16 protein-coding genes are annotated in these 21,296 nt (G+C 71.8%); 6 read left to right on the forward strand and 10 right to left on the reverse strand.

The window, feature by feature from the left end; translation table 11 throughout:
- Positions 1-42 precede the first annotated feature (42 nt).
- Together TNCT6_RS08490 and TNCT6_RS08495 are read left to right on the forward strand one after the other, a co-directional pair.
- Positions 43-600, forward strand: a complete 558-nt coding sequence (locus TNCT6_RS08490) for a glycoside hydrolase family 25 protein (RefSeq protein WP_141358178.1) — start codon at positions 43-45, stop codon at positions 598-600.
- 194 nt (positions 601-794) lie between these two features.
- Entirely contained in the window at positions 795-3,092 is a 2,298-nt protein-coding gene (locus tag TNCT6_RS08495; protein WP_141358180.1) for an N-acetylmuramoyl-L-alanine amidase, read from the forward strand.
- Between the two features lie 61 nt (positions 3,093-3,153).
- Here TNCT6_RS08495 and TNCT6_RS08500 read toward each other — a convergent pair whose 3' ends face one another.
- From TNCT6_RS08500 to TNCT6_RS08530, 6 genes are all read right to left on the reverse strand, one after another.
- Positions 3,154-4,065, reverse strand: coding sequence for a MerR family transcriptional regulator (locus TNCT6_RS08500; protein ID WP_141358182.1), 912 nt, complete (start codon positions 4,063-4,065; stop codon positions 3,154-3,156).
- A gap of 444 nt (positions 4,066-4,509) precedes the next feature.
- Entirely contained in the window at positions 4,510-5,697 is a 1,188-nt protein-coding gene (locus TNCT6_RS08510; protein WP_141358184.1) for a YncE family protein, read from the reverse strand.
- On the reverse strand, positions 5,697-6,491 hold the full coding sequence (locus TNCT6_RS08515; protein ID WP_141358186.1) for a polysaccharide deacetylase family protein: 795 nt from the start codon (positions 6,489-6,491) through the stop codon (positions 5,697-5,699). Before TNCT6_RS08515 ends, TNCT6_RS08510 begins: the two co-directional genes overlap by 1 nt.
- Positions 6,492-6,574: 83 nt before the next feature.
- Positions 6,575-7,078, reverse strand: coding sequence for an ATP-binding protein (locus tag TNCT6_RS08520; RefSeq protein ID WP_172632834.1), 504 nt, complete (start codon positions 7,076-7,078; stop codon positions 6,575-6,577).
- A gap of 272 nt (positions 7,079-7,350) precedes the next feature.
- A complete protein-coding gene (locus TNCT6_RS08525; RefSeq protein ID WP_141358193.1) occupies positions 7,351-8,118 on the reverse strand; it encodes an enoyl-CoA hydratase/isomerase family protein in 768 nt (255 codons plus the stop codon).
- A gap of 88 nt (positions 8,119-8,206) precedes the next feature.
- Entirely contained in the window at positions 8,207-9,451 is a 1,245-nt protein-coding gene (locus TNCT6_RS08530) for an Ig-like domain-containing protein (RefSeq protein WP_172632835.1), read from the reverse strand.
- 550 nt (positions 9,452-10,001) lie between these two features.
- Between TNCT6_RS08530 and glgX the strand changes: the two genes are divergently transcribed.
- Positions 10,002-12,263 carry a glycogen debranching protein GlgX gene (gene glgX, locus TNCT6_RS08535; protein WP_141358195.1) on the forward strand — a complete coding sequence of 754 codons (2,262 nt, stop codon included), beginning with the start codon at positions 10,002-10,004 and terminating at the stop codon, positions 12,261-12,263.
- On the opposite strand, the gene TNCT6_RS08540 is transcribed toward glgX, so the two are convergent.
- Together TNCT6_RS08540 and TNCT6_RS08545 are read right to left on the reverse strand one after the other, a co-directional pair.
- A complete protein-coding gene (locus TNCT6_RS08540; RefSeq protein WP_141358197.1) occupies positions 12,247-12,912 on the reverse strand; it encodes a response regulator transcription factor in 666 nt (221 codons plus the stop codon). The two genes, glgX and TNCT6_RS08540, sit on opposite strands and share 17 nt — an antisense overlap.
- On the reverse strand, positions 12,902-14,155 hold the full coding sequence (locus TNCT6_RS08545) for a sensor histidine kinase (RefSeq protein WP_141358199.1): 1,254 nt from the start codon (positions 14,153-14,155) through the stop codon (positions 12,902-12,904). The genes TNCT6_RS08540 and TNCT6_RS08545 overlap by 11 nt, the downstream gene beginning before the upstream one ends.
- 271 nt (positions 14,156-14,426) lie before the next feature.
- Between TNCT6_RS08545 and TNCT6_RS08550 the strand changes: the two genes are divergently transcribed.
- Complete coding sequence (locus tag TNCT6_RS08550; RefSeq protein ID WP_141358201.1) at positions 14,427-15,626, forward strand: RNA-guided endonuclease TnpB family protein; 1,200 nt, start codon at positions 14,427-14,429, stop codon at positions 15,624-15,626.
- Positions 15,627-15,660: 34 nt separating this feature from the next.
- Here TNCT6_RS08550 and TNCT6_RS08555 read toward each other — a convergent pair whose 3' ends face one another.
- Both TNCT6_RS08555 and TNCT6_RS08560 read right to left on the reverse strand, forming a co-directional pair.
- A complete protein-coding gene (locus TNCT6_RS08555; RefSeq protein WP_141358203.1) occupies positions 15,661-16,410 on the reverse strand; it encodes an ABC transporter permease in 750 nt (249 codons plus the stop codon).
- Positions 16,407-17,309: an ABC transporter ATP-binding protein gene (locus TNCT6_RS08560; RefSeq protein ID WP_172632836.1), complete on the reverse strand. Its 903-nt coding sequence runs from the start codon at positions 17,307-17,309 to the stop codon at positions 16,407-16,409. The genes TNCT6_RS08555 and TNCT6_RS08560 overlap by 4 nt, the downstream gene beginning before the upstream one ends.
- Positions 17,310-17,517: 208 nt before the next feature.
- Here TNCT6_RS08560 and TNCT6_RS08565 point away from each other — a divergent pair, with 208 nt between their 5' ends.
- Together TNCT6_RS08565 and TNCT6_RS08570 are read left to right on the forward strand one after the other, a co-directional pair.
- The gene (locus TNCT6_RS08565) at positions 17,518-19,419 is read left to right on the forward strand and encodes an ABC transporter ATP-binding protein (RefSeq protein WP_141358205.1); all 1,902 of its coding nucleotides are present in this window, start codon (positions 17,518-17,520) and stop codon (positions 19,417-19,419) included.
- A complete protein-coding gene (locus TNCT6_RS08570) occupies positions 19,416-21,275 on the forward strand; it encodes an ABC transporter ATP-binding protein (RefSeq protein ID WP_141358207.1) in 1,860 nt (619 codons plus the stop codon). Before TNCT6_RS08565 ends, TNCT6_RS08570 begins: the two co-directional genes overlap by 4 nt.
- The last annotated feature ends 21 nt before the right edge of the window (positions 21,276-21,296 follow it).

The raw sequence follows: 21,296 nt of genomic DNA on the forward strand, positions 1-21,296 counted from the left end.
CAACCAATGACTCCTCCCCCACGGCACCTTCAGGGAGTGTGCATGCTGCAGGGCATCGACGTGAGCGCCTACCAGTCCTCCACCTACGGCACGAGCGGCCTCTCCTTCGTCTTCATCAAGGCGACGGAGGGCCGTTCGTACGTCAACTCCAAGCTCAGCGCCCAGACCAAGCACGGCCGCGACGCCGGTCTCGTGGTCGGCTTCTACCACTTCCTGTGGCCGGGCAACATCACCGCGCAGGCGGAGTACTTCGTCTCCCACGCACCCGAGAAGGCCGGCGACGTCCTCGCCGTCGACTGGGAGACGACGGGCGAGGGCACGCACGCGAGCAACGCGGAGAAGGACGCGTTCATCCGCAAGGTCAAGGCCCTGCGCCCGCACAACCGGGTCGTGCTCTACACGAACAGGGACTTCTGGCTGAACATCGACACCACCTCCTACGCGGGCGACGGCCTGTGGATCGCCGACTACGTCGCCGCGGGGCAGCCCCGGATCAAGGCCAAGTGGCTCTTCCACCAGTACACCGACGACCCGGTGGACAAGGACGTGGCGAACTTCTCCGGCAAGGCGGCGCTCAACGAGTGGGCGCAGGGCGCTTGACCGGCTCTTCGCCACGGAGACGTCCTGACCGAGGCGATGAGCCGCCGATCGAGTGGCCTGCATCACTTGGCGATTTTCAGCGTGATCACACAACCGTTGACGGATCTTGCGGGTCTGCTGGGTGAGTCGTCCCGCCCTGGCGGTGCGGCGTTTCCACCCCCCTCGCTCCTCACGAAGGACATCGCTGATCCGTTATGGGTAGACCTCGCTACATCTGGGGTACGGCTGCCGTGGCCACGGCAGGAATTGTCGGAGGGCTTTTACTGAGCACAGGCTCCGACCAGCCGGGCAACGCCGCTGATGGTGACGGCAAGCCGGGTCCCGTCACAAGCCAGGCCCTCACCGCCGAGCTGCCGACGACCGAGCACGGCACCAAGGCCTCTCTGAAGCAGGAGCGGACCGAGCCGTTCAGCATGCTCGGCATCACCTGGAGCGACCCCTCGGCACGGGTCGAGGGCACGATCGAGGCCCGCACCCGTGCCGTGGGATCCGGTCAGTGGTCGGACTGGCTGCGGTTGGACGGTGGTGGCGGTCAGGGCGAGGCGGCCGCCCGGCGCGGCGGTACGGAACCGGCCTGGGTGGGGCCCTCCGACGGAGTGGAGGTGCGGGTCACCGCGGGCGGCCGTACGTCCGATCGTCTGCCTGCCGGGTTGCGTCTGGACATGGTCGATCCCGGCAAGGGCGCCACCGGCGCCGCGAACGGCACCGGAGCGATGGAGCCGGCGGCCTTCCAGGTCGACGCGCCCGACGATCCGTCCGAGTCGCCCGACCCCACGGAGGGTCAACCGGCCGACTCCCCGCCGGCCGAGACTCCGGCCGGCGACGATCCCACCACCGATCCGGCCGAGTCCGAGACCCCGGCCGAGTCCACCCCGCCGAGCCAGGCGCCGAGTTCTTCCGCACCGGCCTCCCAGCCCCCGTCCACACCCCCCAGCCCCAGTGCCACCGCGCCCGCGGGTCCCCCGTCCACCGCGCCCAGGCCGGCGATCGTGTCGCGGGCCGGGTGGGGCGCCGACGAGTCGATCAGTCCCGAGGCGCCCGACTACCTGCCCGGTGGCAAGATCAAGGCGGTGGTGGTCCACCACACCGCCGAGAGCAACACCTACACCTGCGCCGACGCCCCCGCGGTCGTCCGCGGCATCTACGCGTACCACGTCAAGCAGTTGGGCTGGAAAGACGTCGGCTACAACTTCCTGGTCGACAAGTGCGGCACGGTCTACGAGGGCCGCAAGGGCGGAGTGGACCGGCCGGTGATGGGCGCCCACGCCTACGGCTTCAACTCCGAGACCGCCGGCATCTCCGTCCTGGGCACCTACACCGATGTCGCGCCGAGCGACGCCGCGCTGACCTCGGTCGCCAGGATCGCCGCCTGGAAGCTCGGGCAGTACGGCGTGGACCCGGCCGGCACGACCACCCTCACCGCGGGTGACAGCGGCCGCAGCTACGCCGGCAAGACCTGGGCCAAGGGCGGGAAGCTGAGCCTGCCGACCATTCACGGGCACCGCGACAACTTCAACACCCAGTGCCCCGGCAACGCGTACTACGCCAAGCTGCCCACCGTCCGCGCCTGGGCGGCCGGTCCCGTCACCGGGCTGACGATCAAGTCCGTCACCGGAGCGGGGCTGTCCGGCACGACGTACTACACCAAGGCCGCGATCACCGTGAACTGGGCGGCCACCACACCGTCCGCGCTGATCGGCACGTACGAACTCCTGGTCGACGGACAGCCGGTGGCCACGGCCGCGGGGACCGCCACCTCGGCCAAGGCCACGCTGACGCCGGGCAGCCACCAGGTGCAGGTCCGCGCCACCCACCAGTCCGGCAGGACGGCCACCTCCACGGCGGCCACGGTCGTCGCGGAAACCACCGCCCCCACCTTCCCCACCAAGCCGGCCCTGGCACTGCGCGCGGGAACGGTGAGCACCACCGCGGTCCCGGTTACCCTGAGCTGGAAGGCGGCCGACAACACCGCCCTCAAGGAGGTCAGGCTCACCGCCCCGGCCGCCGCCACGTACGGGCCGACCGCGACCGGTGCGAGCCTCACCGCCAAGCCGGGTGCGGCGACCACCTGGTCCCTGACCGCGTACGACCTGGCGGGCAACACCGGCACGGCCAGCGTGTCCGGCACCCCCGTCATCGTCCAGGAGACGGCCGCGACGAAGGCCGGCACCTGGACGAGCAAGTCCTCGACCAGCTACCTGGGCGGCGCCTCCTCCACCAGCTCGACCAAGAACGCCTCCCTGACCTGGACCTTCACCGGCCGCTCCGTGGCCTGGCTGGTCTCCCGGGCCGCCACCTCCGGGCAGGCGGACATCTACGTCGACGGCACCAAGACCGCCACGGTCGACCTGAAGTCGGCGACGACCAAGTACCGTGACGCGATCTGGACCAAGAGCTGGTCCACCAGCGCGAAGCACACGATCAAGATCGTGGTCGTCGGCACCGCGGGCCGCCCCGCCGTCACCACGGACGGCATCGTCTACCTCAAGTAGCACCACCCCGCCGGGCCCGGCGACGCCCCACACCGTCGCCGGGCCCGTACGGCCCCCGCTGTCAGCCGTTCACGCGGGCGCGGAGTGCGGCGATCACCCAGGCGAACTCCGTCTCGTACGTCGGAGCGGACGTGCCCTTCAGGGTCGCCAGCAGCTCGCGGTAGCGGGCGAGCCTGGTGTTGTGGGACGCCTCCAGGCGTGCGAGGACGGCCGCGTGGTCGGCGTTGCCGAGAAGGTCGTCCAGTACCTCGTCGGCTTCGGGGGCCTCCGGGGCCAGGCCGCGTTCCAGGGCCTGGCCGGCCAGCTGGACGAGCCGCTTGGCGAACCACATGGACGCCCCGGCGGGCGTCTCGTGGCCGCGGTCGGCGGCGTTGAACTCGGCCGCGCTGCGCATCCGGGCCCGGAACTCCGGGTCCCGCACCAGCTCCGCCAGCTCCACCCAGGCGTCGACCTGCTCGGGTGTCGGGTCCTCGGGCAGGTCCATCGCGGTGCGCCGCATACGTTCCCGGATCTCGGGATCGGCGGTGTCGAGGCCGTGGAACATCTCCTCCACGAACTCCTCCATGATCCGCCTGCGTTCGGCCGCCGACAGCCGGGCCAGTTTGTTCATCAGGGTCATCTCCTCCGCACTCGAGCCGCGCCGGGCCACGGTCGACAGCACCGCCCGGGTCACCTTCAGGGAGCGGATCTGCGCGTCCAGCGCGGCCACGTGGGCTGCCGCGACCTCCGCGACCGTCCGCTCCCCCGCGAGCACCCTGCGCACGTCGGCCAGGCCGAGGCCCAGCTCGCGCAGGGTGCGGATCAGCTCCAGGCGGGCGACGGAGGCCGCGTCGTAGAGGCGGTAGCCGCCCGTGGAGCGGGCCACCGGGGGCAGGGCGCCCTCGTCCGACCAGTACCGGATGGTGCGTACGGTCAGTCCGGTGATCCGGGCCAGCTCGCCGATGGTGAGAAGGCCGGTGCCGTCTTCGGTCATGTCCGCGAGTGTGGACCCTCCAGCGGCTGGAGACTCAAGGCGAGTGGTGGGCGGTGGCGGGGATCAGTGCCACGGCCGGCAGTGCGGGTTGCTCTCGCAGCCGTTCGGGATCTCGGTCTTCGTCGTCCTGTCCACGGGCCACGCGCCGACGATGTGCTGCCGGGCGACGTCGCGGTCGGCCGCGGCCTTGACCGGATCGTCGGACCGGGGCAGGCGGGGGCGGCGGCCCGAGCCGCGGTCCGTACCGGGGCCGCGGCCGTGGGGGCGGTCGCGGCCGTGGGGGCGAGGACGGCGGAGAGGGACAGCGGGGCGGCGGTGGTCCGCCGCCGCGGACGAGTGGTGATCATGCGCAGCACGATCCCGGTTCCGCGGCGGCGGACGGCGGATCGTCACCCGGTCCCGGCGTGTCCAAGCCAGGTCCGACCGGTGCCAACCCGCCGCGGGTCAGCGGAAGATGCCCGTGTGACCCAGGGAGTAGCGGCCCGGCTGGGGGTACACCGCGAGGCCGTGCGGACCGTTGCCGACCTTGATGCGGGCGAGCTGGGCGCCGGTCCGGGTGTCGATGGCGTACACCTCGGAGTTGTAACGGCCCGACAGCCACAGCACCTTGCCGTCGGTGGAGACGCCGCCCATGTCGGGGCTGCCGCCCTGCGGAAGGTGCCACTTCTTGGTCAACTTGCCCTGGGCGAAGTCGAAGACGGAGATGGTGCCCTCGCCGCGGTTGGAGATGTACATCTCGCGGGAGTCGCGGCTGACGTACAGGCCGTGGGCGCCCTTGCCGGTGGGCAGGAAGCCCGGCTTGCCGAAGGTGTCGCCGTTCAGGATCCACAGCCCGTTGGCCACCATGTCGGCGACGTAGAACTTCTTGCCGTCGGGCGACATCTTCACGTCCTGCGGCATGGCGCCGCGGAAGTCCAGCTTCTGCTGTCCGACGACCTCCATCTTCGCGGTGTCGACCTTGAGCAGTTCGGCGCTGAACTCGCAGGAGACGATGAAGTAGCGGCCGTCCAGGGAGAAGTCGGCGTGGTTGACGCCGGCGCAGGTGACCGGGACGGCCTTGACCGTCTTCATGGTGTGCGCGTCGCGGAAGACGAGCTGGTGGTCCTTGGAGGCCATGACGACGGCGTACTTTCCGTCGGGCGTGAAGTAGAGGTTGTACGGGTCGTGCACGTCGACCGGCTTGCCCGCCTTGCCGGTTCTCGGGTCGATGGGGGTCAGGGAGTTGCCGAGGTCGTTGTTGACCCACAGCGTCTTCAGGTCCCAGGACGGCACGACGTGCTGGGGCTGGCGGCCCACCGGGATGGTCTCGATGACCTCGTACGTCTCGGGGTCGATGACCGTGACGGTGTTGGAGTTGGTGTTGGGGACGTAGACACGGGACGGGAAGTCCTTGACCACCGGGGAGAGTTTGCCCGGGCGGTCGGCGGAGTAGACGTCGGTCGGGTCGAGGACCGGCGGCATGCCGGGCAGCACGTCGGCTACCTGCTGCTGCGCGGGCCGGGCGGGCTCCTTGCTGCCGAGGGGTTCGTCGGCGTGGTTCTTCGAGCCCCCGCCGGTGCAGGCGGACAGCGCGGTGAGCGCGAGGCAGGCGGCGCCGGCGGTCAGGGCCCGGGCGATGGAAGTGGGTGGCATCAGCTCAGCAGCTCCGTGGTGGTGACCGCGTGGAGGCCGCGGCGGTCGAGTTCTGTGAGTACGTCGGGGAGGGCGGTGACCGTGTCCGGGTATCCGAAGTGCAGGCTCACCACGGATCCGTTGCGGACCTCCGCCAGGACCTTGCGGGTGACGGCCGGGGCGCCGGGCCGGGTGTAGTCGAGCGAGTCGACGTCGTAGGACAGCACGTGCGGGTACCCGGCTGCCCGGGCCAGCCGCTGGACCAGCGAGGAGGCGGTCGGGGCGCGCGAGGGGCGGAACCAGGTGCCGATCGAGCCGGTGAGCCGCTTCAGCCGGTCCGCGCAGCCGGTGATCTCCGCGCGGGCGTCGGCCTCCGCCATGGCGTTGACGGCCACATGGTGCTGGGTGTGGTTGCCGAGGTCGTGGCCGCCGTCGAGGATCCGGCGGGCCAGCTGCGGATACTGGTCGAGCCAGGTGCCGACGGCGAGCACGGTGAGGCGGGCGCCGTGTTTCTCGGCCTCGGTGAGCAGGCTGCGGGCGATCTCGGGGTCGCCCTGGCCGTGGAAGGTGAGGGCGACGCGGGGCCGGTCGCGCGGGCCGTGGGTGATCTGCGCGGGCTGCCGGGGAAAGGGGCGCGGCGCGGGCGCGGCCTGCGGGGTGCCGGCGGGCGCGGACTCGGCGGCGGAGGCCGAGGATGCGGTGGCGGACGGGGCGGCGCCGGTGGAGGAACAGCCGGCGGCGAGCGCGCCCCCGGCGACGAGCCCGGCACCGGCCCGCAGCACGCCGCGGCGATCGGTCGTGGTCACCCGCACCATTTAAGAGGGGAACGGTAAGAAAACGGGTGATTCACACGTATTGATACGAGATGAGCGTAAGTCAGCCATGATGGTTCGGGCGGTCAGCGGTCGGCCACACGCATCTCGAACCATGTCGTCTTGCCCCGCGGCAGCAGGTCGACCCCCCAGCGGTCGGACAGCTTGTCGACGAGGAACAGACCGCGCCCGCTGATGTCCAGCTCCTGCACGGGCATCAGGCAGGGCAGCCCTCGGGAGGGGTCGCGGACCTCGACGCGGAGCCAGCCGCGGCGGCGGCGCATCCGCAGGCCGAAGACGCGGGCGCCGGTGTGCCGCACGGCGTTCCCGACGAGTTCGGAGACGAGCAGAACGGTGTCCTCGGCCAGTTTCGGGGACAGTCCCCACTGACGCAGGACGACGACCTGGGCGAGCCTGCGGGCGGTTGCGGCGGATTCGGGGCGGGACGGGAGCGGAACCTCGGACTCCGTCGGATTGCCGTACAACTCCAGGGCCTTGAGCGCCCGTTCGTCCTCGACCGCGGGCGACCAGCGCGCCGCGGTCGCACGTGACTGTTCCCGCGGCTGTTCGATGCCTTCCAGCCCCGCCATGCCCCCATCATGGCCGTCCGCGTCAGCCCGCGGAGGCGTTCCGGCGGAATACGCCCCTCGGGGGACCTCGGCGCTCGGGATGCGAACGGCATATGCCGGTGGCACGTCGGGTCCGTCGGCGGCCCCGTTGACCTGGGCGGACGGATCGGTTGGAGGCAATCGACCGGCTCCCTCGGCAAGGCAGGCTCAAGGCTGGCTCAAGGCTGCCACAAACCGCCCGCCGAGGGGCGCGAATCAGACGTCACGTCAATTGCAAGGCCACGGGCGAGGATTCACAGGAACTTCGCCTTGCCGGGGCCCTCCTCGACGAAGCTGCGCATGCCGCGCTCGCGGTCCTCCGTGGCGAACAGGCCGGCGAACCAGTTGCGCTCGATGGCGAGCCCGGTCTCGAGGTCCGTCTCCAGGCCGGCGTCGATCGACTCCTTGGCGGCGCGCAGCGCGATCGCGGGTCCCTGTGCGAGCCGGGCGGCCCAGGCGTGCGCGGCCTCGTACACCTCGGCGGCCGGGACCACGCGGTCCACCAGGCCGAGCGCGAGGGCCTCGTCGGCCTTGACCTGACGGCCCGTGAAGATGAGGTCCTTGGCCCGGGAGGGACCGATCAGCCGGGACAGCCGCTGGGTGCCGCCCGCGCCGGGGATGAGGCCGAGCAGGATCTCCGGCTGGCCGAACTTGGCGTTGTCGGCGGCGATGCGGTAGTCCGCGCAGAGCGCGAGCTCGCAGCCGCCGCCCAGCGCGTAGCCCGTGACCGCGGCGACCACCGGCTTGGGGATGCGGGCCACGGCGGTGAAGGAGTCCTGCAGGGCGCGGGCCCGCACGACCATGGCCGCGTGGTCCATCACCTGCATCTCCTTGATGTCCGCGCCGGCCGCGAACACCTTCTCGCCGCCGTAGATCACCACGGCGCGCACGTCCTCGCGGCGGGTGGCCTCCTCGGCGAGTTCTTTGATCCGGTCCTGCGTCGCGACGTCGAGCGCGTTCATGGGCGGGCGGTCCAGGCGCAGCGTGCCGACGCCCTCGGCGACTTCCAGAGATACGGTCATGAATGCAGGTTAACCGGCGCTAACGGCAACCCGCCCGGTGCGGTCGATCACACCGGGCGGAGCCGTCTGCGGAGCCGTCGGGAAAAGGTCAGGCCTTCCAGTCCTCCCAGGACATGTTCCAGCCGTTCATCCCGTTGTCCGGGGCGACGGTCCGGTCCTGGGAGTTCTTCACGACGACCACGTCGCCGACCATCGAGCGGTTGAAGAACCAGGCGGCCGGCACCCCGCTGTCGTAGCCGCCGCGCACGTCGCGCAGGCCGATGCAGCCGTGGCTGGCGTTGTAGTTGCCGAAGGCGCCGCCGCCCCAGTAGTTGCCGTGGATGAAGGTGCCGGAGGTGGTCAGGCGCATGGCGTGCGGGACGTCCTTGATGTCGTACTCGCCGCCGAAGCCGACCGTCTCGCCGTTCATGCGGGTCACCGTGAGCTTCTCGGTGATGACCATCTGGCCGTTCCAGGTGGCGGTGCCCGGCGCTCCCGCGGTGATGGGGAGGGTCTTGACGACCTTGCCCTCCCGCATGACCTTCATCGTGTGCTTCTTGGCGTCGACCACGGAGACCTGGTTGCGGCCGATGGTGAAGGAGACGGTCTTGGTCTGCTTGCCGTAGACGCCGGAGCGACCCTCGACGCCGTCGAAGTTGAGCGTGACGGTGACCTTGGTGCCGGCCTTCCAGTACTGCTCGGGCCGGAAGTCGAGGCGGTCGTTGCCGAACCAGTGGCCGGCGACCTCGACGGCCGGCTCGGTCTTGATCTCGATCGCCTTCTCGACGGCCTTCGGGGCCGTGATGCCCCGGGTGAAGCGGAGCGAGAACGGCATTCCGACGCCGACGGTGGAGCCGTCCTCGGGAGTGAAGTAGCCGACGAAGGTGTTCTGCGGCGTCAGTGTGGTGAAGCTGGAGTCCTCGGCCGCCTCACGGCCCTCGGAGTCCTTGGCGAGGGCGTGCACCGTGTACTTGGTCGAGGCGGCCAGGTGGATGTCCGGGGTCCACGCGGAGCCGTCGGCGGAGATCCGCCCGGCTATCGCGGTGCCCTTGGTGTCCTTGACGACGACCTGGGTCAGCTTGCCCTTGGTCGCACCGACCTTGAGGGCGCCGCTGGTGTCGACGGACTTGGCGCCGTTCTCGGGCGCGATGGTCACGACCGCCTGCGACTGCTCGCTGCGGGCCGTCTCGGACCCCTTGCCCTTCCCCTCACTGGACGCCGGCCCCTGGGCGCCCCCTCCGCCGCACGCGGTGACGGCGAGAAGCAGCACGCCGGAGGCCAGCGCCAGCAGCCCCTTGCTTCCCCGTCGTCCTCGCGCATCCACCGACGCCCCCGATATCGGCCGCACGTTCACTTGTATTCCCCTCCCCGGGCCGGCCCGACCCGTACCCCAGCGCGCCGTACGCGCCCTGGCGCATATTAACCACAAGGTCAGAGGCGAGTTGTCAGGCAATTGTCACTGTTCCGTCCCAAGTTCAACAGCTCCCGTCAACGCCGCTCGTGCCTCGACGCCGGCCCCCACTTGGTCACTTGACCGCGCCGCCCGTCATTCATTCCCCCTCGACGTCCTTCAGGTGTGGTTCGGCGGCGACTTGGGGCCCCGGTCCGGAACTGGCCTGGAGGGCAGTCGAGTCGGGCCTCGCCGAACCGGTGCCGCCCACGTCGGTACGGCGGTCGGCGCCGCCCCGTGCGCCGTGCGCGCCCGCTTACGTGCCTCATGGGCCGCCCGATGACCGGCCCGCCCCCGGGAAACGTGAGTGCGAGGCAAGCTCTGGGCAGAACAGTGGGGAGAACCGCGCGACGGGGAGCCGCGACCGGGGGTCAGCCGCAGGGGGCGGGCCGGAGGCGGACACGAGCCGGAAGAGCCGCACAGAGCCGCACAGCCGAAAAGAGGGGCCGCCCTGGTGTCCAGCGCAGCCGAGCAGGAGGCGGTGGCGGGCGGGCGCGCCACCGAGGAGGGGCGGCCGTCCGCCGCCGTGAACGGCGCGCACCGCGCGGCGCCGCCCCCCGTCGCGCCCGTGTGGCCGGGTGCGCCGACGCCGCTGGGCGCCCGTTTCCGGGCCGGCCCGGACGGGACGGCGGGCACCGGCTTCGCGCTGTGGGCGGGCGGGGCGGAGGCGGTCGAACTGTGCCTGTTCGACGGGCCGGGCCCGGACGCGGAGGAGACGAGGGTCGCGCTGACCGAGCTGACGCACGAGACCTGGCACGGTTTCGTGCCCGGCGTCATGCCGGGGCAGCGCTACGGCTACCGGGTGCACGGCCGCTGGGACCCGTGGACGGGCGCCCGCTGGAACCCGGCGAAGCTGCTGCTCGACCCGTACGCGCGCGCGGTGGACGGTGAGTTCCGGCTGCCGCCGGAGGTCTACGGGCACGTGCGCGACTGGCCGGACCAGCAGGTCGCGGACACCGTGCGCGACGAGCGGGACTCGGCGCCGTACGTGCCCAAGGGCGTCGTGGTCCACGATGACGACGACTGGTCCGACGACCGCCGCCCCAGGACGCCGTGGGCGGACTCGGTGATCTACGAACTGCATGTGCGCGGCTTCACCAAGCTGCACCCGGGGATCCCCGGGGAGCTGCGGGGGACGTACGCCGGTCTCGCCCACCCGGCGGCGATCGAGCACCTGGTGAAGCTGGGCGTGACGGCGGTGGAGCTGCTGCCGGTGCACCAGTTCGCGCACGAGGACCATCTGCTGCGCCGCGGCCTGCGCAACTACTGGGGCTACAACTCGATCGGCTACTTCGCCCCGCACGCCGGCTACGCCTCCTCCGGCACCGCGGGGGCCCAGGTGGGCGAGTTCAAGCGGATGGTGCGCGCGCTGCACGCGGCCGGTATCGAGGTGATCCTCGACGTGGTCTACAACCACACGGCGGAGGCCGGCGAGTACGGCCCGACACTGTCCCTGAAGGGCATCGACAACCAGCGCTACTACCGCCTCCAGCCGGACGCCCGCAGGTACGCCGACTACACCGGCTGCGGCAACACCCTGCACGTGGTGCAGCCGAACGTGCTGCGCCTGATCACCGACTCGCTGCGGTACTGGGTGACGGAGATGGGCGTGGACGGCTTCCGCTTCGACCTCGCCGCCGCGCTGGCCCGCGCCATGCACGACGTCGACATGCTCTCGCCGTTCCTCGCGGTCATCGCGCAGGACCCGGTGCTGCGCCGGGTCAAGCTGATCGCCGAGCCGTGGGACGTCGGCTCGGGCGGCTACCAGGTGGGCGCCTTCCCGCCGCTGTGGACGGAGTGGAACGACCGCTACCGCGACACGGTGCGGGACTTCTGGCGGCACGCGCTGCCGGACGTGCGGGAGATGGGCTACCGGCTGTCGGGTTCCAGCGACCTGTACGCCTGGGGCGGCCGCCGCCCCTACGCCTCCGTCAACTTCGTCACCTCGCACGACGGTTTCACCCTGCGCGACCTGGTGTCCTACGAGCGCAAGCACAACGAGGCCAACGGCGAGGGCAACCGGGACGGCACCGACGACAACCGCTCCTGGAACTGCGGGGCGGAGGGCGAGACGGACGACGAGCGGGTGCGGGCGCTGCGGCGCGGGCAGCTGCGCAACCTCATGACCACCCTGCTGCTGTCGACGGGTGTGCCGATGCTGGTCGCGGGCGACGAGCTGGGACGCACCCAGGGCGGCAACAACAACGCCTACTGCCAGGACAACGAGACCGGCTGGCTGGACTGGAGCCTGCTGGAGGACCCCGGCTGGCGGGAGCTGGCGGAGCTGACCGCCCGTCTGATCGCGCTGCGCCACCGGCATCCGGTGCTGCGCCGCCGCGCGTTCTTCTCGGGGCGCGCGCACTCGGCGGACGGGCTGCGGGACCTGGCCTGGTTCACTCCGTGCGGCACGGAGATGACGGAAGGGGACTGGTACGCCCCCGCGGCCACCCTGGGGATGTACCTGTCCGGCCGGGACATCCCGGGCCGCGACGAGCGCGGTGACCCGATCGTCGACGACAGCTTCCTGGTGGTGCTGCACGCCGGGGACCGCCCGGTGGACTTCGTCCTGCCGGGACCGCCGTGGGCCCAGCGGTACGAGGTGATCGTGGACACCTCGTGCGAGGAGCAGGCTCGGGCGCCGGGCGTGGCGCACGCCTCGGGCGCCGCGATCACGGTGCCGGCGAGGTCCGTACTCCTGCTCAGGGTGGCGGAATAGAGAGGTCCCGGCCGAGGATGCCCCGGTCGTACGCGACCGCGACCGCCGCCGCGCGGTCCTTGACGCCGAGCTTGGCGTACAGGTGGGTGAGGTGGGTCTTCACGGTGGCCTCGCTGATGAACAGCTCGCGGGCGATCTCCCGGTTGGAGGTGCCCTTGGCGACCAGGGCCAGCACCTCGCGCTCGCGGGCGGACAGCGGCTCGTTGCCGGGGGCGGGCGCGCGGACCGCGGAGACCAGCCGGGAGGCCACGGCCGGGGAGAGGACCGTGCGGCCCTCGGCGGCGGCGCGGACGGCGGTGAACAGCTCGTCGCGCGGGGCGTCCTTGAGCAGGTAGCCGGTCGCGCCCGCCTCGATCGCGGGCAGGGTGTCGGAGTCGGTGTCGTACGTCGTCAGGACCAGCACCTTGGCGCGGGCGGCGCGGCGGGTCAGCTCGCGGATGGCGTCCACGCCCGAGCCGCCCGGCATGCGCAGGTCCATCAGGATCACGTCCGGGTCGAGCGCCGCAGCCCGCTCCAGGGCCTCCACGCCGCCCGACGCCTCGCCGAGGACGGCGAATCCGGGCGCGGACTCGAACATGCCGCGCAGGCCGTCGCGCACGACGGGATGGTCGTCGACGATCAGCAGGGAGATCACGGCGTCATCGGTCATGGCGTACCAACGGTACGCGAGCCGAGACCGCAGTGCCGTGCCCCGGCTCCGACTCGACCGTGAGGGAGCCCGCGATGCGCTCCGCGCGGGCGCGCATGCCCTCGAGGCCGAAGCCGCCGGCGCGGGTGCGTTCGGGCACGACGAGGGGGTCGAAGCCGTGGCCGTCGTCGCGGATGTCGAGCACGACCTCGTCGCCCATGAAGGACAGGGTGACGCCGACGCGGGAGGCGCCGGCGTGCCGGGCGGCGTTGGACAGGGCCTCCTGGGTGATGCGCAGCAGGGTGGCCGCGACTTCGTCGTGCAGTTGCTCGGCGGTGCCGGTGACGGTGAAGTCGGCCCGCACGCCGACGCGTTCGCCCCACTCGGCGACGGTCCGCTTGAGCGCCTCGGGCAGGCCGTTGCCGTCGAGGGCCATGGGGGCGAGGTTGTGCACGGAGCGGCGGGCCTCGCCCAGGCTGTGCCGGGCGAGGCCGAGGGCGCGGTCGACGTGCTCGCGCGCCACGGCCTCGTCCGGTGTGCCGGCGACGACCTGGAGCTGGGCGATGATGCCGGTCAGGCCCTGGGCGAGGGTGTCGTGGATCTCGGCGGCCAGCCGCCGGCGCTCGTCGGCGACCCCGGCCTCGCGGGCCTGGACGAGGAGTTGGGCGTGCAGAGCGGCGTTCTCGTCGAGGGCCTGCTGCAACGCCGTGTTGGTGCGCTCCAGTTCGGCGATGGTGTCGGCCTGGGTCCGGGCCCGGCCGTCCTCCAGCGCGGCAAGGTGGGCGAACAGCGTGAGCAGCATGATGTTCACCGCGAGGAGGACCCCGAAGAAGACCCAGCCCATCTGCCCGCGCGGGGGCAGTCCGCCCGACTGGGAGCCTGCGACGGTCACGGCCGTGGCGAACAGGCCTGCCTTGCACAGCCGTTGCGGCAGCAGCCGTTCGGCACCGAAGTAGCCCATGTAGGCGTAGAAGGCGAACAGCGGGTTCAGCCATGTGAGCGTGAAGGCGAGCGCCCAGCGCAGGACGTAGTAGGCGGCGCTCGCCTTCGACGGGCCGGGCCGGGCACGGGAGGCCCGCCCCCAGCACAGCTCCAGGGCGAAGGCCGCCACGACCACGCCGACGGCGGCGTACCGCTTCTCGCTCGTCATGCCGACCGCGTCGGCGGCCGCCGAGGCGACCAGGGTGCCGACGGTCAGCAACCCGGCCGGCCCCCAGCGGTGGAACATCGCCCACCGCTGTTCGACCGCCTCTTTGTCGTTCATCCGACAAGTGTCGGGCATGGCGGACACCATCCCGCTTACTTGCTCTCTTGCGAGGAGAGTCCGGCGTTCACGCCGAGTGGGAATCACATCCTGTGACAGCGGCGCGGAGCGCCCTGACGGCCTGCCCGGCGGAGCCGGGCGAACGCGAACACGTGTACTGGTGTTCGCTGATCGAGGTGATCGCATCGGGAGAGGGGTGCGGTTGTTCGGGTGTCGTGCGTACGGCCGCATGGTGGGTGCCGGGTGATCGGGACAAGGCCTGGGGGGAGGCATGGCGGCGGTGCGGGAGACCGACGGGGGCGGACACGCCCGGTACACGTACCGGCTGCGGGTGTCGGCCACGGCCCGGGCGGGGCTGGAGGCGGAGTGGGGGCGGTGCCGGTGGGTGTGGAACGAGTGCGTGGCCCGTTCCAGGAAGGCCCACGCCGAAGGTGAGGGGTGCGGTCCGGCCCGGCTGGACCGGATGCTGACCCAGGCCCGCGCGGTGACACCGTGGCTGGCCGCGGGCTCCTGCGTGCCGCAGCAGATCATCCGCGACTTCGCCACATCCCGCGCGAAAGCCCTGAAAGACATCAAGAACCTGCTGCCCGTCAGGCGGCGGGCCGGTATGCCCCGGCACAAGAAGAAGCAGGAGGCCGATCCGACGCTGAACTACACGCGGCGCGGGTTCCGGCTCAAGGACGGGCGGCTGCACCTGGCGGGCGGGATCGTCCTGACCGTGGTGTGGTCCCGTCCTCTCCCGGCCGAACCCTCCTCGGTGCGCGTCTACCGCGACCACCTCGGCCACTGGTACGCCTCGTTCGTCGTCCCCGCCCTGCTGGAGCCGCTCCCGTCGACCGGTGCGGTGATCGGAATCGACTGGGGCGTCAAGGAGACAGCCACCACCACCTCCTACGCCCACGACCTCCCCCACGCTCAGCTCGGCCTGAAGTCCCAGGCCGAGCTGGGCCGGTACGACCGGATGATGGCCCGCCGCAGGTCGAAGAAGGGGCAGGCCGCGTCGAAGGGCTACCGGGAGGCGAAGAGGGGGCGGGTCAAGACCTACGCGAAGATCGCCCGGCAGCGGCAGGACACCGCCCGTAAGTGGGCGAAGAAGGTCGTGCGCGACCACGACGCGATCGCGGTGGAGGACTTCCGGCCCAAGTTCCTCGCCCGGACGTCGATGGCCCGCAAGGCGGCCGACGCCGCGATCGGCGCCACCAAGCAGGCCCTGATCGAGATGGGCCGCAAACACGCGCGGGACGTACGCCTGGTGCGTCCCGCGCACACCACCATGGACTGCGGAACGTGCGGAGCGAGAACCAAGCACGCACTGCCGCTGTCGGAACGCACCTACACCTGCACCGCGTGCGGAGCCGTCTGTCCCAGGGACAAGAACTCCGCCCGCGTGATGCTCGTCCGGGCAGGTCTGAACCCGGCTGGTGTCGAGGGCACAAGACCTCCTGGAGCGCTGCTCCAGGAGGCGGCCTGAGCCAGGAATCCCCTCCCTTCAGAGAGGGGAGCAGTCAATCCCAGCGGAACCAGCGGTTGGCCGCCGCGGTCAGCAGCGCCGCCCACGCTGCCGTCACCCCCAGGTGGGACCAGCCCGGCCAGTGGCCCTCGGCCGCCTGGTTCAGGGCCTGGGCGGCGGCACCGAACGGGGTCCAGCCGACGATCCCGGCGAGCAGGTCCGGCATGGCCTGCACCGGCAGCCACACCCCCGCGCAGAACATCATCGGGAAGAGCGCCGCGGACCCGATCGCGCCCGCGATCCTCGTGGTGCGGGACAGCGCGGAGATCACCGCTCCCAGGGCGAGCGCGGCGAACACCGCCAGCAGCAGGGCGACGGCGTAGCCGAACGGCTGCCTCGGCAGGGTCACGTCGAAGGCGAGCCGGCCGACGGTGAGCGAGAGCAGCGCCGAGGCCAGGGCCGCGCCCCCGAACACCACCATGTGCGCGGACAGCAGGGCGGCGGGCCGGACCGGGGTGGTGGACATCCGGCGCAGGATGCCGCGTTCGCGGTAGCCGGTGAGGACCTGCGGCATGCCCTGGAGCCCGCCGAGGATCAGCCCGAGCAGCACCGCGACCGGCACGTAGGCGTCGATGGGGCGCAGGCCCCCGAGGGCCTGGTCGGCCTCCCGGAAGGACGGGATGGAGCCGAGGATCACCAGGAGCAGGGTGGGGAACAGCAGAATCCAGAAGATCGCTCCGGGCTCACGGCCGAACAGGCGGATCTCGGTGCGCAGTACGGCCGGGTTGACCAGGGCGTTGCTCATGCCTCGACCTCCGTCAGATCCAGGAAGGCGTCGTCGAGCGTGGCGTCGGTGACGCGGAGTTGATGGGCCGTGATGTGGTGGCGGGCGAGCAGCGTGATGACGGCGTTGACGGTCTCGTCGGACCCGGAGAGGGTGACCCGGCCGTCCTTGTACGCCACGGAGGCGAGTTCGGGCAGCGCGTTAAGATCGTGCTCGTCCAGCGGCTCGGACGGGGTGAAGCTGATGACGGTGGCGCCCGCCGAGCGCCGGATCAGGCCGTCCGGGGTGTCCAGGGCGGCGAGGCGCCCCCGGTCGATGACGGCGATCCGGTCGCACAGGCGCTGGGCCTCCTCCATGAAGTGGGTGACCAGGAGGATGGTGACGCCGCGGGCCCGGACGTCCTCGATGAGCTGCCAGGTGTCGCGGCGGGCGCGCGGGTCGAGCCCGGTGGTCAGTTCGTCGAGCACGACGATCCGGGGGTTGCCGATGAGGGCGAGCGCGATGAACAGCCGCTGCTTCTGGCCGCCGGAGAGCTTGGCGAAGCGGGTGGTGAGCTTCTGCTCCAGGCCGAGGCGTTCGGCCAGCGGCCGCCAGTCGGCCGGATCGGGGTAGAAGGACGCGTACAGCTGAAGCGCCTCGCGGACGGTGAGCTTGGCCTGCAACTCGCTCTGCTGGAGCTGGGCCCCGAGCACACGGGCGACCTGTTCGTGGTCCGCGACGGGGTCGAGGCCGGTGACGCGGACGCGGCCCGCGTCGGGGACGCGCAGGCCCTCGACGCACTCGACGGTGGTGGTCTTGCCGGCGCCGTTCGGGCCGAGGACGCCGAAGATCTCGCCCTCCTCGACGGCGAAGGAGACGCCGTCGACGACGGTCCGGCCGCCGTAGGACTTGCGCAGTTCGCTGACTTCGATGACGGACATGGCTCGAGAATCCCGGCCGACGGGGCCCGCGCACATCGCCCGGCACGCTCGAAGCCGCATCAGCCGATCGGTTGATGCGGCGCTACGACCGGACCGGTCCCGGCGTGGGTCCCGCGGTCGAACACGCAGGTCGTAGGACCAGCGGCGGAGTCCGGTCCGGCCAAAACTCGGTGGGAGATGTCGGCGCCGGTCCGTAGGCTCGCCCGTGATGCCCACGACACCTGACACCCCCGAGGACCGTACCGGCTCCCCCGGTCCGACCGGCCGTTCGGCCGTCCGTGCGCTGCTGCGCCTGTGGCCGTATGTACGGCCGGTCCGCGTACGGCTGTTCACCGCCGCGTTCATCGCGGTCGTCGCCTCCTGCGTGGGGCTGGTGATCCCGCTCGTCCTGAAGTGGATGGTGGACGGGCCGATCGCCGACCGGGATCCGCGCGGCGTGTGGCTCGGCGCGCTGTACCTGCTGCTGCTCGGGGTGGGCGAGGCGCTGCTGTTCGGGCTGCGGCGGTGGCTGGTGGCGCGGCCGCTGTCGAACGTCGAGGCGGAGATGCGGGCGGACCTGTACCGGCATCTGCAACGGCTGCCGGTCGCCTTCCATGACCGGTGGGCGTCCGGGCAGTTGCTGTCCCGGGGTACGACGGACCTGATGCTGCTGCGCATGTTCCTCGCCTTCCCGTTGACGTTCCTGCTGGTCAACGGGGTCACGATCCTCGTGGGCGTGGTCATCATGCTGATGCAGGACTGGACGCTGGGGCTGGTGATGCTGGCGCCCGCCGTGCCGCTGATCGCGTTGAGCGCGGTCTTCGAGAAGCGGTACGCGCATGTGGCGCGGCTGGCGCAGGACCAGGTCGGGGACCTGACGACGGTGGTCGAGGAGAGCGTGCTCGGCATCCGCGTCATCAAGGGGTTCGGCAGGCACCGCAGTCAGGCGCGGGCCTTCCGCGACCTGTCGCGGACGCTGCGGGGCACGGAGCTGCACAAGGCCCGGCTGCTGGCGGCCATCTGGGCGGTCATCATGACCCTGCCGGAGGTGGCCATCGGGGCCACGCTGGTGGTGGGCGCGGTGCAGGTCGCCTCGGGCGGTCTCTCGGCGGGGACGCTGGTCGCCTTCCTGTCCACGGCGCTCGCCCTGCGCTGGCCGGTGGAGTCGATCGGCTTCCTGCTGGCGATGAGCCAGGAGGCGGCGACGGCGACCGAGCGGTACTTCGAAGTGATGGACGAGGAACCGGAGTCCGGGGAGCCGGCGGTGCGCGCGGCGCGTACGCCCGTGCCGGGCGGCGGCTCGCGCGGCCCGGCGTCGCCGGACCGGGCGCGCGAAGGGCTCCGCTTCGACAACGTCCGGTTCCGTTACCCCGACGCCCCGCCCGGCTCCCGGCCCCTCCTGGACCGTATCGACCTGCACATCCGCCCCGGTGAGTCGATGGCCCTGGTCGGGGCGACCGGAAGCGGCAAGACGACCCTGACGGCGCTCGTCCCCCGCCTCCACGAGGTGACCTCGGGCCGGATCGCGCTGGACGGCGAGGACATCACCGCGATGTCCCGCGAGGAACTGCGCTCGATGGTCGCGGTGGCCTTCGAGGAGCCGACCCTGTTCTCGGCGAGCGTCGGCGACAACGTCCTGATGGGCACCGACGGCAGCGCCGGGGACGCCGAACTGGACCGCGCGCTGTCCGTCGCCCAGGCCGGCTTCGCGCACGCCCTCCCCCAGGGCACCGCGACCCAGGTGGGCGAGCAGGGCCTCAGCCTCTCCGGCGGCCAGCGGCAGCGCCTCGCGCTGGCCCGTGCCGTCGTCGGGCGGCCCCGCTTCCTGATCCTGGACGACCCGCTGTCCGCCCTGGACGTGCACACCGAGGCGGCCGTGGAGGCGGCCCTGCGCCAGGTCCTGTCCGACACCACCGCCCTGATCGTGGCGCACCGCCCCTCCACGGTCCTGCTCGCCGACCGGGTCGCCCTGCTCTCCGACGGCCGGATCACCGCCGTGGGCACCCACCACGAACTGCTGCGCACCAACGCCGAGTACGCCCACCTGATGTCGGGCGGACACGCGCCGGAAGAAACACAAGGACCGGGAGAACCGGGAGAACCGCAAGAAGAAGAGGACGACGAGCGATGACGGCCCCCACGAAGCCCGTACCGGCCACCGGGGACGAGCAGGACCCGCCGCGCCCCGAGGACACCGGCGACCCCTTCGACCGCGACGTCCTGCCCACTCCCCCGGGCGCCACCTCCGCCCTGCTGCGCTCCCTGCTCGCGCCCATGAAGGCCCGGGTCGCCGGCACCACGCTCCTGCTGCTGCTCCAGCAGGCGGCCGTGCAGGCGGGCCCGCTGCTGGTGGCGTACGCGATCGACACCGCCGTACCGGCGTTCCGCGACCACGACCGCGGCCCGCTGGTCGCGGTGGCGGTCGGCTATCTGCTGTGCGCGCTCGCCTCCGGCGCACTCCAGTGGGCGTTCGTCATCGCCTCGGCCCGGGTCAGCCAGGACGTGCTGCTGGATCTGCGGGGCCGGATCTTCCGCCATGGGCAGGCGCTCAGCGTGGACTTCCACGAGCGCTACACCTCGGGCCGGCTCATCTCCCGCTCCACCACGGACGTGGAGTCGCTGCGCGAACTGCTCGGCGAGGGGCTCGACGAACTCGTCTCGGTCGTGCTGTCCTTCGTCTGCATCTCGGCGATGCTGCTGTGGCTGGACCTGGGGCTCGGCGCGGTGGCGGTGGCGTCCTTCGTGCCGCTGTACCTGCTGATCCGGGCGTACCGGCGGCGGGCGGGGCGGGTGTTCCAGGAGCGGTCGACCGCGATCGCCGCGGTGATCGTGAAGTTCGTGGAGACGATGAACGGCATCCGGCCGGTGCGCGCGTTCCGCCGTGAAGCCGCCAACGACGCCGGTTTCCGCGTTCTGAACCGGCGCCACGAGCGCACCAACGGCGACGCCCTGCTGGAGATGGCCCGCTATGTCGTCGGCTCCCGGCTGGTGGCCAACACGACGGTCGCGGTGATCGTGCTGTGGGGCGCCTACCGGGTGGCGGACGGCTCGCTGGAGCTGGGGGTGCTGGCGGCGGCGGTGCTGTACCTGCGCCGGCTGTACGACCCGATCGACCGGCTCGGCATGTTCCTCAACTCCTACGAGTCGGCGGCCGCCTCGCTGGAGAAGATCGCGGGTTTGCTGGCGCAGACGCCGTCCGTGCCCGAGCCGCCGGCCCCCCGGCCGCTCCCGGCGCCGAGGTCGGAGCTGCCCGGCCGCGAGGTGGTCTTCGACGGGGTCGGCTTCGGCTACCGCACCGGCGGCGAGGTGCTGCCCCGCTTCGAGCTGGTCGTTCCGGCCGGGCAGACCGTCGCCGTGGTCGGCTCCACCGGCGCGGGCAAGTCCACCCTGGCCAAGCTGCTGGCCCGCTTCTACGACCCCTCAGCGGGGCGGGTGCTGCTCGACGGGGTGGACCTGCGTGAACTCGCCGTGTCCGAACTGCGGCGCGGGGTGGTCATGGTGACGCAGGAGGCCTTCCTGTTCTCCGGCACGGTCGCGGAGAACATCGCCATCGGCCGCCCGGAGGCCACCCGTGAGGAGATCGAGCAGGCGGCGAAGGCGATCGGCGCGCACGACTTCATCAGCGCCCTGCCCGACGGCTACGACACGGACGTACGCAAGCGGGGCGGCCGCATCTCCGCGGGCCAGCGTCAACTGGTCTCCTTCGCAAGGGCGTTGCTCGCCGACCCGGCGGTGCTCATCCTCGACGAGGCGACCAGCTCCCTGGACATCCCGGGCGAGCGGGCGGTGCAGACGGCGATGACCACGGTGCTGCGGGGGCGTACGGCCGTGGTGATCGCCCACCGGCTGTCCACCGTGGAGATCGCCGACCGGGTGCTCGTGATGGAAAGCGGGCGCATCGTCGAGGACGGCAGCCCGGACCAACTGATCGCGGGCACCGGGCGGTTCTCGGATCTGCACCGAGCCTGGCGGGACAGCCTTGCGTGAGCGAACGGGGAATCGGGCAGG

It is taken from the genome of Streptomyces sp. 6-11-2 (assembly GCF_006540305.1).
Classification (GTDB): domain Bacteria; phylum Actinomycetota; class Actinomycetes; order Streptomycetales; family Streptomycetaceae; genus Streptomyces.